Genomic DNA, 16,209 nt, shown 5'->3' on the forward strand with positions numbered 1-16,209 from the left:
GTCACACCGCCGCCGTGGGGGGATGTCGGACCAGCATCTCGCGGACCTGGCGGGTATGCCGCCGGCTGACCGGCAGCATGTGCCCGCCGAGGACCACGTACGTACGCCCCGCCTCCATGCGCAGCTCGCGCACGTGGTGCAGGGCGACGAGGTGGCTGCGGTGGATCCGGACGAAGCCGGCCGCCCCCCACCGCTCCTCCAGCGTCGCGAGCGGGATGCGGACGAGGTGGCTGCCGCCGCCGGTGTGCAACCGTGCGTAGTCGCCCTGCGCCTCGGCGTAGAGCACCTCGCTGCGCTGCACGAATCGCGTGACACCGGCGAGTTCCACGCTGATGACCTCGTCCGGCGCCGCCGCGCGCTCCGCCGGCGCCGCACCGGCCGGCTCCTCCTGCTCCTCCGGCACCGGCTCCGCGGCCGACTCGGCACACCTGCGCACCGCCTCCGCGAGCCGCTCCGGCGCCACGGGCTTGAGCACGTAGTCCGCGGCGTGCAGCGCGAACGCCTCCACCGCGTGGTCCTCGTGCGCGGTGACGAACACCACCCGCGGCGGCTGCGCGAACCGGGATATGAGCCGGGCCAGCGCCAGCCCGTCCAGACCCGGCATACCGATGTCGAGGAACACGGCGTCCACGGAACGGCCCGAGGCCAGCGCCCGGTCGAGGGCCAGCAGCGCCTGCTGCCCGTCGCCGGCCGTCTGCACCTCGGCCACCCGCGGGTCTCGGCGCAGCAGGTACGCCAGCTCCGCCAGGGCGGGCTCCTCGTCGTCGACGGCGAGAGTGTGCAGCATGCGGGAACCCTATGCGGGGCGCGGCGGCAGCGAAACCCGTCTCTCGCTCACATCCCCCCGGGGCCGCTCTGCACCGCGTCCGGATGGAACTTCGGCACCCGGACGTGCACCTTCGTCCCGGCGCCCGGAGCGGTCTCGATGACGAGCCCGTAGGCGTCCCCGTAGACCTGGCGGAGCCGCTCGTCGACGTTCCGCAGCCCGATGCCCGGCGCCCGCGGCGCGTCCCCCGCCAGCTCGGCCAGATCCCCGGCCAGGATGCGGGCCAGCGTCTCCGCCGCCATGCCGGCGCCGTCGTCCTCGACGCTTATCAGCGCTTCGCTGCCGCCGTCGGCCGCGGTGATCGTGAGCCGGCCCGGTCCCGGCTTCTTCTCCAGCCCGTGCCGTACCGCGTTCTCCACCAGCGGCTGCAGGCACAGGAATGGCACCACCACGCTCAGTACCTCCGGGGCCACCCGCAGCGAGACCTCCAGCCTGCCGCCGAAGCGGGCGCGCTCCAGCAGCAGGTAGCGGTCGATGCAGCGCAGTTCCTCGGAGAGGGACGTGAAGTCGCCGTGGCGGCGGAAGGAGTAGCGGGTGAACTCGGCGAACTCCACGATCAGCTCGCGGGCGCGCTCCGGGTCGGTGCGCACGAAGGAAGCGACGGTGGACAGGGAGTTGTAGATGAAGTGCGGGGAGATCTGCGCGCGCAGCGCCCGCAGCTCCGCCTCGCTTGCGGCGGCCCGGGAGCTGTCCAGCTCGGCCAGCTCCAGTTGCGCGGAGACCCAGCGGGCCACTTCGGAGGCGGCGCGGACCAGGCCCGCGGACGCCTGCGAGGTGAAGACGGCGAGCACGCCGTCGACGCGGCCGGCGACCGCCAGCGGCACCGCGACGGCGTGCCGCAGCGGGCAGTCCGGCCAGGTGCAGGCCACCTCGCGGGGGCCGACGACCTGCGTGCGGCCGCTCTCCGTCACCTGGGCCGCGGCTCCGGGGACGGCTTCGGAGTGGTCGTGGCCCGGCTTGCCCTCGGGGCCGTCCCAGGCCAGCAGCTCGCCCTTGCCGTCGGCGAGCGCGAGCGCGGGCGCGCCGAGGAGGTCGCGCAGGTGCGGGGCGGCGCGGCGGGCGGTGTCCGCGGTGAGGCCGGCGCGCAGCGGGGGGCCGGCGAGGGAGGCGGTGTGCAGCGTCTCGTACGCGGCGCGCTCCTGCGCCGTGCCGTACTGCTGGTTGCGCGCGACGCGCACGCCGATGAGCACCGCGGCGGCGCAGAGCACCACGACGGCTCCGAGCAGCAGCGCGGCGGTGGCGGCCGACATCCCGGGCATGGACGGACGCTACCGCGCCGGGGGCGGTCGGCGGCAGCGGGCGTCGTCAGGCAGGGAGCCCCGGCGGTGCCGTCAGCGGGCCGCAGGACGTGGCGGAGGCCCCGCAGCCCGCCGCGGAGGCGCCGCCGGCCGGACGTGGGTGCTCTCAGCCGGAGGTACCGGCCACAGAGCCCGGCAGCACGTTCTCGACGTAGTCGGCGACCGCGGCCTCCAGCCCCACGTCCTGCTGCTTCTGCTCGGCCAGCAACCAGCGGTGCTCCAGCACCTCGTGGTAGACCTGCGCCGGGTCGAGCTGGCCGCGCAGGGCCAGCGGCACCGCGCCCACGGTGGGCCGGAAGACCTCCCGCACCCAGCGGTGCGCCAGCACCTCGGGCCGGGCGCCGAGCGGGTCACCGGGCGCGTAGTCGTCCTGGGTCGCCATCCAGCTCTCCAGGTCGTTCAGCAGCCGGCGGGCCTGGTTCTCCTCGGTGTCCATGCCGGTCAGCCGGAGCAACTGGCGCTGGTGGTGGCCGGCGTCGACGACCTTCGGCACGAACGAGACGGTGTCGCCGCCCGGGGAGTGCGTGATCTGCATCTCGGCGACGTCGAAGCCGAGGTCGTGCAGGCGGCGTATGCGGCGCTCGATGTAGTGCCGCTTGTCGGCCGGGTAGACCGACTGTCTGGTCAGCTCGTGCCACAGGTCTCCGTACCGCTCGGCGATGGCCGCGCCGAACGGGATCGGGTCGATCGACGGGTGCAGCGCCCCGGAGGCCTCCAGGTCCATCAGCTCGCCGGAGATGTTCATCCGGGCCAGCTCGATGTCGTACTCCCGCTGGCCGTTGCTCAGCCGGGGCTGGATCTGCCCGGTCTCGGCGTCCACCAGATACGCGGCGTACGCCCCGGCGTCCCGGCGGAAGAGCGTGTTGGACAGCGAGCAGTCGCCCCAGGCGAAGCCCGCCAGGTGCAGCCGGACGAGGAGCACGGCCAGCGCGTCCATGAGCCGGTTCACGGTGCCCGGGCGCAGCGTCGTCTCGAACATCGCCCGGTACGGGCGCGAGCCCACCAGGTGCCGGGTGACCAGCGCCGGCTCCAGCGGCTCGCCGTCGGTGCCGGTGCGTCCCGTGACGACCGCGAGCGCGTCCACGGCGGGGATACCGAGCCGGTCGAGGTCGCGCAGCAGCTCGTACTCCCGGCGGGCGGCGCGCTCCGGCACCTCCTTGATGGCCACGACCTCCTCGCCGGCCTCGGCGAAGCGCACCACGTGCCGCGAGATGCCACGCGGCAGGTCGACCAGGCAGTCCTCCGGCCAGACGTCGAGCGGCAGCTCCCAGGGCAGGTCGAGCAGCGCGGCGGGGTGCTCCGGGTTGGTGGCGCTGATCTGCAGCTCAGGGCGCACGGCGGTCCTCCTCGGTCGTTCGTCCTCCATCATGCGCTGCCGGCCGCCGCGGCGAGGAACTGGGTGGTGGCCAGCTCCGCGTAGAGCGGGTCGCCGGCGACCAGCTCGGCGTGCGTGCCGACGGCCCGCACCTCGCCGCGGTCCATCACCACGATCCGGTCGGCGCTGGTGACGGTCGACAGCCGGTGGGCGACGACGAGCACCGTGGTGTCCCGCGACACCTCCGCGACGGTGTCGCGCAGCGCCGCCTCGTTGACCGCGTCCAGCTGCGACGTGGCCTCGTCGAGCAGGAGCAGCCGGGGCCGGCGCAGCAGCGCGCGGGCGATCGCGACGCGCTGGCGCTCGCCGCCGGACAGCTTGGTGCCCCGGTGGCCGACGAGGGTGTCCAGACCCTGCGGCAGCCGGGCCACCAGCTCCTCGAGCCGGGTGGTCTTCAGCACCTCCCGCACGTCGTCCTCGCCGGCCGCGGCGTTGCCCAGCAGCAGGTTGTCCCCGAGCGAGCCGGAGAGCACGGGGGCGTCCTGCTCCACGTACCCGATCGCGGCGCGCAGCGCGGGTATCTCCCAGCGGGTCACGTCGTGGCCGTCGAGGAGTATCCGCCCGGCGGTCGGCTCGTAGAACCGCTCGATGAGGGAGAAGACGGTGGTCTTGCCCGCCCCCGACGGGCCGACGAACGCCGTCATGCCGCGCGGCGGTATCGCGAAGCTGACGCCGTGGTGCACATACGGCAGGTCGTCCGCGTACCGGAAGCGGACGTCCTCGAAGGCCAGCGCCGCCGGCTCGGCGCCCGGCTCCGGCAGCGGCGCGGGCTCCGCAGCGGGCTCGGCCGGCAGGAGCTGCGCCTCGCGGATGCGCTCCAGCGCGGCGGCCCCTGTCTGGTACTGCGCGACCGCGCTCACCACCTGCTGGATCGGCGACATCAGATAGAAGACGTAGAGCAGGAAGGCGACCAGCGTGCCGACGTCGATCGCCCCGGTCGCCACCCGGGCGCCGCCCACCGCCAGCACGGTGATGAACGCGACCTGCATCGACAGGCCGGCCGTGTTTCCGGCCAGCGCCGACCACTTGGCGGCCCGCACGCTCTGCCGCCACGACTCCTCCGCCGCCTCGTGCACCGCCCGCTCCTCGCGGTGCTCGGCGCCCGACGCCTTGATCGTGCGCAGCGCGCCGAGGACCCGCTCCAGCGCCGCACCCATCAGGCCCACGGACTCCGCGGCCCGCTTGGCGGCCCGGTTGATGCGCGGCACGATGACGCCGATGACGGTCCCGGCCGCGAAGATCACGCCGGCGGTCACCGCGAGCAGCACGGGATCGACGACGCCCATCAGCACCAGCGTCGCCACGGCGGTCAGACCGCCGGTGCCGAGCCCGACGAGGGTGTCGGTGGTGACCTCGCGCAGCAGCGTGGAGTCGGAGGTCACCCGGGCCATCAGGTCCCCGGGCTCCGTGCGGTCCACGGCCGCTATCCGCAGCCGCAGCAGATACGAGCTGAGCCGGCGCCGCGCCGTCAGCACCACCGACTCGGCGGTGCGCCGAAGCACGTACGAACCCAGCGCCCCCACCCCGGCGTTGGCGACCACCAGCACCGACATCACGATCAGCGCACCGGCGATGGAGCGGTCGTGGGACAGGTCGTCGATCAGCGACCGCGCCACCAGAGGCAGCGCGAGGCCGGTGGCGCCCGTCGCCAGTGACAGCAGCGCTCCGGCGAGCAGCGCCCAGCGGTGCGGCCGCGCGTACGCGAGCAGCATCCGCCACGGCGGCGTGCCTGCTTCGGGGGCTTCGTCCACGGCCATTGCGCACCTCCGGTGATCTCACGGGGATCCTACGGCGCCGGCCCGACAGCGCCGGAAGTTATCCACAGGCCCCCGGAGCGGCCCCGCGCCTCCGGGGCCGCCGGTCCGGCTCCGCGTAGCCGCCGGGCCGCCGGTGCCTCACCCCGCGGCGTAGATGTCCCGGTAGTGGCGCAGCGCCCGGCCGCGCAGCTCCCCGGCAGGCTCGCCCGCGAAGCGGTCGGGCGCCAACGCCGCGAGCCCCGCGCCCGGCTCGCCGCCGTCCATCGCCTCCGCGAGCGCGGCCGCCGCGCCCGCCGCGTGCGTGACCCAGATCGCCGTCGCCGACCACAGCCCGGGCAGCCCCGTGAACGGGCCGAGCAGCGGCAGGTTGTCCGGGGTGACGGAGAAGACCCCGTTGAGCCGGACGGCGGGCGCGAAGCGGTGTGCGGGCGGCAGCAGCGCGAGCGCCGCGGCCACGGCCCCGTCGAACGGCTCGCCCGGCCAGGGCTCCTCCGCGCGCACCCCGAGGTCCGCGGGTGCCACCGGCCGCAGGTCGTGGTCGTAGGTGCCGATCCCGTCCCGGTCGCCGTGGTCGCGGGCGTAGGCGTGGTGCTCGGGCCAGCGCACGAACGGCCCGCGCGGATGCCGCGCCGGGCGCGGTCCGCCGTAGACGTACGGGTGGGACACCGGCGTCAGCGGCAGGTCCACGCCCGCCCGGGCGGCGAGCAGTGGGCCCCAGATCCCGGAGGCGAGCACCGTGTCGTCGGCCGGCACGAGCGTGCCGTCGGCGAGCCACACGCCGTGCACCCGCCCGGCGCGTATCTCCAGGCCCGTCGCCTCCGCGCCGTCGGCGAACTCGGCGCCCCGCGCCTCCGCCCGGCGCCGCTGCACCGCGGTCAGCAGCCCGGCGCGGGCGGTGCCGTCGCCGGGGAAGTGCAGCCCGGCCACGGCCGTGTCCGGGTCGACGAGCCGCGGCGCCAGCGCCGCGGCCTCCTCGGGCCCCACCAACCGGGCGGCCAGCCCCGCGGTCTGCGCCACGGCGGCACGCCCCTGCAGCGTCTCGTACGCCGCGGGTGTGGTGGCGACCTCCAGGCAGCCGGTCTCCTCGAAGCCGGCGCCGGCCCGCTCACGGCCACCGCCGGTGCCGTCGTAGTCGTCTGTGAGCCCTCGGTAGATCCGCACGGTGGCGCGGGCCAGCTCGGTGAGGACCGGGGCCTCGCCGAGCACGCCGACGTAGCCGGGCGCGTGGCCCGTGGACCCGTACAGCCTGCCCGCGGGGGCGCGGTCGAGGACGGTGACATGACATCCGTCCCGCCCCGCCAGCTCCCGGGCCAGCGACGAGCCGACGATGCCGGCCCCGACGATCACGATGCGGCGAGTCATGCGGCGATCGGACCACGGGCCCCGCGCGGACGGCAACGCCGTCTCACGACCTGAGCACCATGGCCGCCCCCTTGTCACATCGGCCGCGCTTCGCTGGTCACGGTGGTGACAGGTGGAACGGAGGAAGGACCCGATGGACGAGCACGAGTTCCTGGCCCTGCGGTTCGAGGAGCATCGCGCGCATCTGCACGCGGTCGCCCACAGGGTTCTGGGCTCGGCCGAGCTGGCCGAGGAAGCCGTGCGGGAGGCGTGGCTGCGGGTGAGCCGTGCGGGACCGGACGGGGTGGAGAGCCTCGACGGCTGGCTGCGCACGGTCGTGGGCGAGGTCTCCCTGGACATCCTCCGGGCCCGGGCGGCGCGGGGGCACGGCCCGCTGGATCCCATGGAAGACGAAAAGCCCGTAAATGCAGAAAAAGCAGCAATCGATAAGCCTGAACCCGAGGGAACGGACACGCCGGAAGAACACCGGAAAGGGTTCCGCGGCGACTCCGTCGGGCTCGCGCTGCTCGCCGTGCTCGACTCGATGGCGCCCGCCGAGCGGCTGGCGTTCGTGATGCACGACCTGTTCGCGGTCCCGTACGACGAGATCGCGCCGATCGTCCGGCGTTCGCCCGCCGCGACCCGGCAACTGGCGCTCCGGGCCCGGCGGCGCGTGCAGGGCCCCGCGGCCGACCGCGCGGACGGCCCGCACCACGCCGGGGACGCGCCGGGCGCACGCTCTGCCGGTTCGTACGCCGCAAGCGCCGATGAGGAGAAGGGCGTGCCGGCGGACTGGGGCGTCACCGCGCGCTGGAGTGCAATCGCCGGCGCGTTCCTCACCGCTTCGCGCGGGGAGGACTTCCATGCGCTCGTCGCGCTCCTCGACCCCGACGTGGTGCTCCGCGCCGACGCCGCCGCCGTGGCCGCGGGTGCGGCGGAGGAGGTGCGCGGCGCGGTGGCGGTCGCCGACGTCTTCACAGGGCGGCTCAGGGCCGCCCGCCCGGCGCTGGTGGACGGTTCGCCGGGGCTGGTGTGGATGCAGCAGGGGCGGCCGCGGATCGCGTTCGCCCTCGCCGTCGCCAACGGCACGATCGTCGGCATCGACGTGATCGCCGACCCGGACCACCTCGGCCGGCTGAAGTTACAGCCCCTCGACGGCTGACCCCCCTTGCCCCGGCCTGCCGTTCAGCCGTGATCCGCCGCGAGCACCCTCGCGCGCCTGTCCTCCCCGGCCACCGCCGGGGCTGTCCCCGAGCGGGACCACCACGTTCACCACCGTGAGCTGCTGTCCGCAGTTGGGACACGCGTGCGCTGTGCCGAGAGCCGGCTGCTCCGGCACCCGCGGCACGTGCGGCTCGGCCCCCGGCGCCGCGCCGTTGGCCCCCGCGGCGACCTGCCGATTCTGGCCGCGCCACCACCGCGCCTTGCACCGCGGCCCGCAGAACCTCCTGCTGGGGCTGCTGCTCGTCCAGGTGAACGCCGCGCGGCACTCGGCGCAGTACCGGGTCTGGGTGGCCATGGATCCTCCTCGTCCGGCGCGGCAGCGGGCCGGCACCGTCGGCTCGGGGTTTGGTGACAAGTAGATCGGGGGGAGGGTTACTGCGCCGGAACGCCTGCCGTAACCGCGGTGCAACCCACGGTCCACCCGCAGCGGTGGTTGAGGTGAAAGCAGGCACAGGAGAGGAACGCTGTCACCGCGCTGCAACCTGCCGCCACGGATGATGGGCCCAGCACGGTTGATCGCGTGCGGCCCGGTCGGCGGACCGCGGCCCTGCGGAGCAGGCCGGCGGTTGTCCGGTCGGGTTGACGAGGAAGCGCGTCCCAGATCGGCAGGTGAGGTGCGCAGCATGTCCATGGGAGATTCGCGCGGAGCCGGCCCCGTGACGAACCCGGCGGTCCGCGCTTCGGGCCACCCGTCCGCGAGCCAGGCGCCGACGTCTCCGGCCCCGTCGCGTCCCCCCAACCGCTTGTCGGTGAACGGCCGTTCCACCACGCGGCGTACGGCGCTGTCCCTTCCGCCCGGCCTGCCGCTGGCCGAATGGAGCCATCTGGGGCGGCAGATCTTCGTTATCGCGGATTCCTCGGCGTGGTGGCTCGGCGACTGGCTCATCTACGGCAGGAGCCACTACCCGGACCGCTACAAACGCGCCCTGGCGGAGACTTCTTTCGATTATCAGACTCTTCGCAACTACGCCTGGGTGGCGGGGAAATTCCATCCTTCGAGACGGCGGGACAAGCTCAGCTTCCAGCATCACGCGGAGGTCGCGGGGATGCCGGCCGGCGCGCAGGACGAGTGGCTGAGCCGCGCGGAGCGGGGCCGGTGGACCCGCAGTGAGCTGCGCAAGCAGATCCGGGCCAGCCGCCGCGTCGCCGCGGAGGGCGCGGGCTCGTCGCTCGTCCAGATGAGCGTCGTGGCGGAGCGCCGGGTGCGGTGGCAGAAGGCCGCCGAGGCCGTCGGTCTGGGACTGATGGAATGGATGGTCCTGATGCTGGACGAGGCGGCGGAAGAGCCCGCGGACGCCTCCGGATAACCGGTGGGTGGGCGACTCCCGTGAACCCGCGCGGTGTTGGTGTGCGACCCGCGCGCGCCGACGCCCATTCTGCGGAATGTTTCGTTCCGGTAATTGCCCGATGCGCTCGCGCGCCTTGTCCCGCCGGCGGGACAAGGCGTCTTGATTCATGCGACGTGTGACACCGCAAAGCCTTTCTGTGAATTCGTGACGCAGGCGCTCGCCGGGGTGGCATTTATCCGGATTCTCGCCTTCCGCCCCGGGCGAGCTGTGATTTTGAAGAACGGCCATGGACGGCGCATGTCAAATGCCTGGTGGGGTGAACTGTGTTCGGTGGGGCGTGGGGTGTCTGATCGGTGACGGCGCTGTTAGAGTCGATGTCCGAACGGGGGAACATTCACTCGCTTCGTCCGGGAGCGAAGCGAGTAGGGGGGAGAATCGAATGGCGTCGACAGCGGAGCCGGTGTCCGCGTCGGTCTGACATCATTCCGATCACCCCCACGTCCCCTGTATCGAGAGGTCTGACCTCTCGGCCGCCGGTTCTGCCGGCGACCACATCAGTACGGCTGCGTCAAGGGATTGTTCGAGTTCCGGTAATCGCACGAATGGGTTCGGGTCACGGCCCGTCCCACCGGAAGTTGGATCGGGGAGGAATTGAAGTTGACGTCCGTGCAGGGGCATCTCGATCAGACGCCGGTCGAGGTCGACGTCCGCAGCTTACGGAGAGCGGGCTCGCCTCGGACTTCGGGAGAAGATCGCGAGCATGTGAGAGTACTGGCGCAGGCACAGGCCGAACTACCGCCCATCGTCGTACACCGCGCGACCATGCGGGTCATCGACGGGCTTCATCGACTGCGGGCCGCCGAGCTCCGCGGTCAGGACACCATCGCCGTCCGCTTCTTCGACGGGACCGAGGCGGACGCCTTCGTCCTCGCCGTGGAGTCGAACATCGCCCACGGGCTGCCGCTCACCATGGCGGACCGGAAGCGGGCCACGAGCAGGATCATACTGTCGCATCCGCAGTGGTCGGACCGGATGATCGCGTCGGTGACGGGCATCGCCCCGGCGACCGTCGCGGCCATCCGCCGGCGTGAGTCGGCGGACACCGCGGCCACCGGCCACCGGGTCGGCCAGGACGGCCGCGTACGGCCCCTCAACGGCAGCGAGGGGCGCAGGATCGCGAGCCGGATGATCAGCGAGAATCCGAGCCTGTCGCTGCGGCAGGTGGCCCGGGCCGCGGGGATCTCCCCGGAAACGGTCAGGGACGTCAGAAACCGCATGCGCAGGGGGGAGGGCCCGCTGCCGGTGCCGCGGCAGCGCAGTACGGCGCGTATCGAGAGCAGACCGAAGGTGGTGGCGGTATCCGCGGGTGTGGCGACGACGGCCGCGGCGGTCCGGATAACGGTCGACGACCGCGGCTCGGCGGTCAACCGGCTGAAGGCCGACCCCGCGCTGCGGCTGAGTGAAACCGGCCGGACGCTCCTGCGGCTGCTCAACATTCACACACTCAGCGGTGACGAGTGGGAGGAGATCATCGGCAACGTACCCGCGCACTGCCGTGGCGTCGTCGCCCAACTGGCGCGTGAATGCGCCGGCATCTGGAAGGACATCGCGATGCGGATGGAACGCGAGAGCGCCCGCCCGCTGTGATCGCGGCGTGTTCCGAACGCCGTGGAGCCACCGTAGCCAAGCGCGACGGGTGAGACAGCAGGGAAAGCAGGTGAACCCCGCCGGAAAACGGCGGTGGTCCCTGCGCGGCGTGCGTGTCTTCGTCTGGTGCTGGGATGAAGACACGCACGTTTCGCTGTCCCCTCGGCCAAATTCCACGCGTGTCCAACCATTCGAAACAAGCTGTTGGACGCCCGGGCCCACCGCGTTGCCGGCGAACCCGGGCCGCAGCCTTGCGCGCGGGTGCCGTACGCCTAAGGCGCGCTCCCGCAGCACCCGCTCATCGCACCGCGTACGGTGCGCAGTTCGCGGGCATCCGTGACGTCCGTGCAGCCGGAGAGCCCGAGTGCGTCCCGCAACTCGTCGCCCAGCAGTTCCAGCACACGCCGCGCACCCGTCTCACCGGCCGCGGCCAGCCCCCAGATCACCGGCCGCCCCACCAGCACCGCGGAGGCGCCGAGCGCGAGCGCCCGTAAGACATCCGTCCCGCCGCGGACGCCGCTGTCCATCAGCACCTCGCAGCCGCTCCCCACCGCTGCGGCGACCTCCGGGAGTGCGTCGATGCTGGGCACCGCGCCGTCGAGCTGCCGCCCGCCGTGGTTGGAGACCACGATCGCGTCCACCCCCGAATCCACCGCGCGGCGTGCGTCCCTGGCGTCGAGCACACCCTTGAGGATCAATGGCAGCCGGGTGCGCGCCCGCAGGGCGGCCACCGACTCCCACGTGACCGCCGGCGAGAACGCCTCGGCCGTGTGCGCCGCGACCGCGGAGGCGCTGCTGCGGCGCCGGTGCGCCGTGGAGTCCGCGGCGGCGAGGTGGACCGCGCGCACGCCCCCGGGGAGCGCGAACCCGTTGCGCACATCCCGCAGCCGGCGGCCCATCCACGGCACGTCGACCGTGAGCATGATCGCCGTACAGCCGGCGGCCTCCGCCCTGAGCACCAGATCGAGGGTCCGAGCCGTGTCCCGCAGCCAGTAGAGCTGGAACCAGATCCTGCCGCCGGCGCCCGTGATCTCCTCGATCGGCACGCTGCTCAGCGTGCTCGCCGTGAAGGGCACCCCCGCCGCCTTCGCCGCCCGCGCCGCGGCCGTCTCGCCCTCGGCGCACACCAGCCGGTGGTATGCCACCGGCGCCACCGCCACCGGCATGGCCACCGGGCGCCCCAGCAGCGTCGACTCCGTCGAGCACACGGAGACGTCGCGCAGCGCCCGCGGCACGACGCACACCCGGTTCAGCGCCGCCCTGTTGGCGGCCAGCGTCGTCTCCGCGCCGCTGCCCCCCGCCACGAAGTCCCGTACCCCGGGCGGCAGGACAGCGGCGGCGGCCCGCTCGACGTCCGCGAGCGTGTGGACCGTGCGGCCCCGGGAGTCAGCGCCGGGAGGGCCCACGCTGGCCGGTCCTCTCCAGCTCCACGGCCTCGTACAGCGCCTTGATGTTCGCGCTGCCGAAGGTCTGCGCGCCCTGGCGCTCGATCACCTCGAAGAACAGGGTGTGCCGCGGGTGGCTGGAGGCGGTGAAGATCTGGAACATCTGCCCGTCGTGGTCCTCGTCGGCCAGCACGTTCGTCGCCCGCAGGTCTGTCAGCCGCGCCTGGCTCAGCGACGGGATCCGCGAGCCGAGCATGTCGTAGTACGAGCCCGGGGTGGTGAGGAACGCGACCCCGCGCCGCGCCAGGGTGCGCACCGAACGCACCGCGTCCGCCGAGGAGAAGGCGAGGTGCTGGACGCCGGAGCCCTCATGACCCTTGAGGAACTCGTCGATCTGGCCCGGGTCCGCGGTCGGGTCCGGCTGGATCAGCGTGAGCGTCACCGCGCCCGACCGGCTCTGCACGACCTTCGACTCCATCGCCTGCGAGCCGATGACGATGCGCTCCTCGAAGACGAACTCGAAGCCCAGCGCCTGCCGGTAGAAGTCGACCGTGGGGTCGAGGCTGCCGGTGTCCAGACAGACCGCGACGTGGTCGATCTCGTCCAGCCCCACCGCGTCCGCGCGGCCGTCGTCCTCCCGCAGCGCCGGTGCGAACCCCACCGGCAGCCCCGCGCCCGCCCGGGGAGTGCGCTGCACGAGCGTGTGCACCACGTCCCCGAACCCGCCTATCGCGGCCGTCACCGCCGGCCCGTCGCCGTCGTGCGCGGTGGGCTCGCGCACCACTCTGGCGCCGCCGGCCGCAGCCGCGCCGAACGCGGCCCGTACGTCCGCGGTGCGCAGCGCGATGTCGGCCACCCCGTCGCCGTGCGCCTGGACGTAGGCCGACGCCGGGTGCTGGTCGGACGTGGCTTGGGTGATCACGAGGGTGATGCGGCCGTGGCGCAGCGCGATGCTGCGGTGCTCCGGCGAGCCGCCGGTGCCGACGACCGAGAAGGCGTACTTGTCGACCCAGTCGAAAGCTGCGGCCTCCAGGCTTCCGACGTACATCTCCACGTAGTCGATGGCCACGTCGCCGAACGGAACTCCGGCCTCGCTGAAATCATGCATGACTGTCCCCTGGTCACGAAGTGGCATGCGTTTCCCGGACTGTAGGCGACCGGCCGTGGATCTGGCTACGAACGTCTTTTTCTGGACTCCACTGCTTTTGGTCGGCGGCCCTTGTGCATAAGCTGTTGCGCCGTTTCCGCTATTCGTTCCACGGCTTTCGTGCTGGATCTTCCGAGCGCAATCCTTCGATCAGGTTCTTTCGGGCAGGGGATGTCTGGTGATTCGCTCCATAGCCGTCGTGGGCACCGGCCTGATCGGCACCTCCGTGGCGCTGGCCGCCTCCCGCCAAGGGGTGGCGGTGTACCTCTCCGACACCGACGCCACGGCCGCCCGCACCGCCGCGGCCCTGGGCGCCGGGCTCGCAGAGGAGCCGCCGGGGCCGGTCGACCTGGCCGTGATCGCGGTCCCGCCGAGCAAGGTGGGCACGGTGCTGGTCGACGTGCAGCGGAGTGGTCTCGCCCGCGCCTATACCGACGTGGGGAGTGTGAAGACCGTGCCGGAACGGGCCGCGCTGAACGCCGCGCCCCAGCCCGCGCGTTACGTCGGCGGTCACCCCCTGGCCGGCCGCGAGCGCTCCGGGCCGCTGGCGGCCCGCGGCACCCTCTTCGAGGGCCGCCCCTGGGTGCTCACCCCGTCGCGGCTCACCTCCCGCGCCACCCTGGAGCGCGGTCGCCGGCTGGCCGAGTTGTGCGGCGCCGTCCCGCTGGTGATGGCCAGCCGCGCCCACGACGACGCCGTCGCCCTCACCTCCCACGTGCCCCACCTGCTGGCCAGCCTGATGGCCGCCCGGCTGCGGGACGACCCTGCCGGGGTCTCCCGGCTGGCCGGCCAGGGACTGCGCGACGTCACGCGGATCGCGGGCGGGGACTCCCGGCTGTGGGCGGACATCATCGAGACCAACGCGGCGGCTCTCGCCGGGGTCGTACGGAACGTGCACGCCGACCTGACCCGGCTGGTGCCGGCGCTCGACGCGCTCGCCGGGCAGGGCACCGGGGACCGTGAGGAGGGCCTGCGGACCGTCGTCGACCTGCTCGACCGTGGCATCGCCGGCCTCGGCGCGATCCCCGGCGCCCGCCCGGAGCCCCCCGGGAACACCCCCGCGCTGCGCGTGGCCGTCCCGGGCCGCCCGGGGGAGTTGGGGCGATTCCTCGGAGCGGTCGCGGGCCTCGGCGTGGATGCCGAGAGCGCGTCGGTGGACGCCGCCGCGGGCGGCGGATTCACGGTACGGTGCCGCGTGCACCCGTCCGACGTCTGCCGAATCGCAGCGAAACTCAGGGCCGACGGGTGGGACGCGGAGACCGACGGCGGAGACGCCGAACTCACACCCGTTCCCCGATGACCCACGCCGCTTTCTCACGTACGCCTACACGGCCGTCCAACCGCGGAAATTGTCCAAGTGCGCTCGGGCGTGTCCAAGTGTGCAGATTGCTCTCTTGGACGGCGTTGTCGAAATACGCGGGGTCGTGCTTTTCTAAGCGCCGGAAGAAGACGTCGCCAATTGCCTTCGCGAGGGGGAATTCCATGGCTGCTCCGGGTCCCGAAGCGCTCGTCGCCGGTGCCGTGCCGAACGTCCCGGTGCCGGGCGCCGCGCCCTCGACGCCCGCCCCGGCCGCGCGCCCGCTGCGCAAGGCCGAGCTGCACGGCAGCGTGTCCGACCCCCTGCTGGACACGATGAACTTCCTCAACGAGATCACGCTCCGCTACCCCGACGCGATCTCCTTCGCCCCCGGCCGGCCGTACGACGGGTTCTTCGACACGGAGCAGGTCTTCACGCACATGCGGACCTACCTCGACCACCTGGCCGCCCGCGGCGGCACCCCGGAGGACATCCGCACCGCCCTCTATCAGTACGGCCCGACCGCCGGTCAGATCCGCGAGATCATCGCCGAGTCGCTCCGCGCCGACGAGGGCATCGACGTGCCGGCCGAGTCCGTCGTCGTGACCGTCGGTGCCCAGGAGGCCATGCTGCTGGTGCTGCGCGCACTCATCAGCGGCCCCGACGACGTCCTGATGGTCGCCAGCCCGTGCTACGTCGGCATCACCGGGGCGGCCCGGCTGCTCGACGTCGCCGTGCACCCCGTGGAGGAGCGCGAAGACGGCTTCCACGCCGCCGATCTCGAGGCGGCGGTGCTGGCGGAGAAGGCGCGCGGCCGCCGCCCCCGCGCCTTCTACCTGGTCCCCGACCACTCCAACCCCTCCGGCGCCACGCTCACGCCCCGGGCCCGCACGGACCTGCTGGACCTGGCCGCCCGCCACGACCTGCTCATCCTGGAGGACAGCCCGTACCGGCTGGTGAGCCCGGGACCCCCGCCGCCCACCCTGAAGTCGCTCGACCGCACCCAGTGCGTCGTCCACCTCGGGTCCTACTCCAAGACCGTCTTCCCCGGCGCCCGCGTCGGCTTCGCCGTCGCCGACCAGACCGTCGCCGACGACTCCGGAGCCACCAGCCTGCTCGCCGACGAGCTCGCCAGGATCAAGAGCATGGTGACGGTGAACACCCCGTCCCTGAGCCAGGCGGCGGTCGCCGGCGCGCTGCTAGCCGCGCAGGGGCTCGTCTCCGAGCTGAACTCCCGTGCGGCGGCGTACTACGGAGACGCCATGCGGACCATGCTCCGGGCCCTGGACGAGCGGCTGCCCGCCGCCCGCAGGAACGCGCTGGGGGTGCGGTGGAACCGGCCCGAGGGCGGCTTCTTCCTCACCGTGCAGGTGCCGTTCCCCGCCGACGACGCGGCGCTCACCCGCTCCGCCCAGGACTTCGGCGTCATCTGGACGCCGATGAGCCACTTCCACCCCGGCGCCGGCGGCGGCCACCGCGCCCTCCGGCTCTCCACCAGCTATCTGACCACCGAGGAGATCGACGAGGGCGCCGCACGCCTCGCCCGCTTCATCGAAGCCGGGACGAGGGCCGCGTGACACCACGGATCCTTCCCGATCTCCCTTCCCCGACCGTCCGAATCCA

General features: G+C 73.3%; 13 protein-coding genes. 6 read left to right on the forward strand and 7 right to left on the reverse strand.

What is annotated here, in order from left to right:
- Position 1: 1 nt before the first annotated feature.
- The 5 genes from FB457_RS31050 to FB457_RS31070 all read right to left on the reverse strand — a co-directional run bounded on the left by FB457_RS31050 (position 2) and on the right by FB457_RS31070 (position 6,618).
- A complete protein-coding gene (locus tag FB457_RS31050) occupies positions 2 to 787 on the reverse strand; it encodes a LytR/AlgR family response regulator transcription factor (protein WP_145784029.1) in 786 nt (261 codons plus the stop codon).
- Positions 788 to 834: 47 nt separating this feature from the next.
- The gene (locus FB457_RS31055; protein WP_047020615.1) at positions 835 to 2,076 is read right to left on the reverse strand and encodes a histidine kinase; all 1,242 of its coding nucleotides are present in this window, start codon (positions 2,074 to 2,076) and stop codon (positions 835 to 837) included.
- A 154-nt stretch (positions 2,077 to 2,230) separates the two neighbouring features.
- Positions 2,231 to 3,460, reverse strand: a complete 1,230-nt coding sequence (locus FB457_RS31060; protein WP_253911531.1) for a DUF4032 domain-containing protein — start codon at positions 3,458 to 3,460, stop codon at positions 2,231 to 2,233.
- 29 nt (positions 3,461 to 3,489) lie between these two features.
- Positions 3,490 to 5,256, reverse strand: coding sequence for an ABC transporter transmembrane domain-containing protein (locus FB457_RS31065; RefSeq protein ID WP_145784031.1), 1,767 nt, complete (start codon positions 5,254 to 5,256; stop codon positions 3,490 to 3,492).
- 138 nt (positions 5,257 to 5,394) lie between these two features.
- Positions 5,395 to 6,618, reverse strand: a complete 1,224-nt coding sequence (locus FB457_RS31070) for an FAD-dependent oxidoreductase (protein ID WP_145784033.1) — start codon at positions 6,616 to 6,618, stop codon at positions 5,395 to 5,397.
- A 133-nt stretch (positions 6,619 to 6,751) separates the two neighbouring features.
- Between FB457_RS31070 and FB457_RS31075 the strand changes: the two genes are divergently transcribed.
- From FB457_RS31075 to FB457_RS31090, 4 genes are all read left to right on the forward strand, one after another.
- The gene (locus FB457_RS31075) at positions 6,752 to 7,759 is read left to right on the forward strand and encodes a sigma factor (RefSeq protein WP_047019274.1); all 1,008 of its coding nucleotides are present in this window, start codon (positions 6,752 to 6,754) and stop codon (positions 7,757 to 7,759) included.
- A 262-nt stretch (positions 7,760 to 8,021) separates the two neighbouring features.
- Entirely contained in the window at positions 8,022 to 8,180 is a 159-nt protein-coding gene (locus FB457_RS35495) for a hypothetical protein (RefSeq protein ID WP_173534905.1), read from the forward strand.
- Positions 8,181 to 8,570: 390 nt separating this feature from the next.
- On the forward strand, positions 8,571 to 9,128 hold the full coding sequence (locus FB457_RS31085; RefSeq protein ID WP_145784035.1) for an LmbU family transcriptional regulator: 558 nt from the start codon (positions 8,571 to 8,573) through the stop codon (positions 9,126 to 9,128).
- Between the two features lie 744 nt (positions 9,129 to 9,872).
- On the forward strand, positions 9,873 to 10,757 hold the full coding sequence (locus FB457_RS31090; protein WP_347615697.1) for a ParB/RepB/Spo0J family partition protein: 885 nt from the start codon (positions 9,873 to 9,875) through the stop codon (positions 10,755 to 10,757).
- 272 nt (positions 10,758 to 11,029) lie between these two features.
- Here FB457_RS31090 and FB457_RS31095 read toward each other — a convergent pair whose 3' ends face one another.
- Complete coding sequence (locus tag FB457_RS31095) at positions 11,030 to 12,163, reverse strand: alpha-hydroxy acid oxidase (protein ID WP_047019276.1); 1,134 nt, start codon at positions 12,161 to 12,163, stop codon at positions 11,030 to 11,032.
- Positions 12,144 to 13,250 (reverse strand): 4-hydroxyphenylpyruvate dioxygenase, encoded by a 1,107-nt coding sequence (gene hppD, locus FB457_RS31100; RefSeq protein ID WP_047019277.1) that lies wholly within the window; start codon positions 13,248 to 13,250, stop codon positions 12,144 to 12,146. The genes FB457_RS31095 and hppD overlap by 20 nt, the downstream gene beginning before the upstream one ends.
- Before the next feature lie 220 nt (positions 13,251 to 13,470).
- Between hppD and FB457_RS31105 the strand changes: the two genes are divergently transcribed.
- Complete coding sequence (locus tag FB457_RS31105; protein WP_486589204.1) at positions 13,471 to 14,589, forward strand: prephenate dehydrogenase; 1,119 nt, start codon at positions 13,471 to 13,473, stop codon at positions 14,587 to 14,589.
- Between the two features lie 182 nt (positions 14,590 to 14,771).
- On the forward strand, positions 14,772 to 16,163 hold the full coding sequence (locus FB457_RS31110; RefSeq protein WP_047019279.1) for an aminotransferase-like domain-containing protein: 1,392 nt from the start codon (positions 14,772 to 14,774) through the stop codon (positions 16,161 to 16,163).
- Positions 16,164 to 16,209 lie beyond the last annotated feature (46 nt).

Source organism: Streptomyces sp. CNZ287, assembly GCF_007827615.1.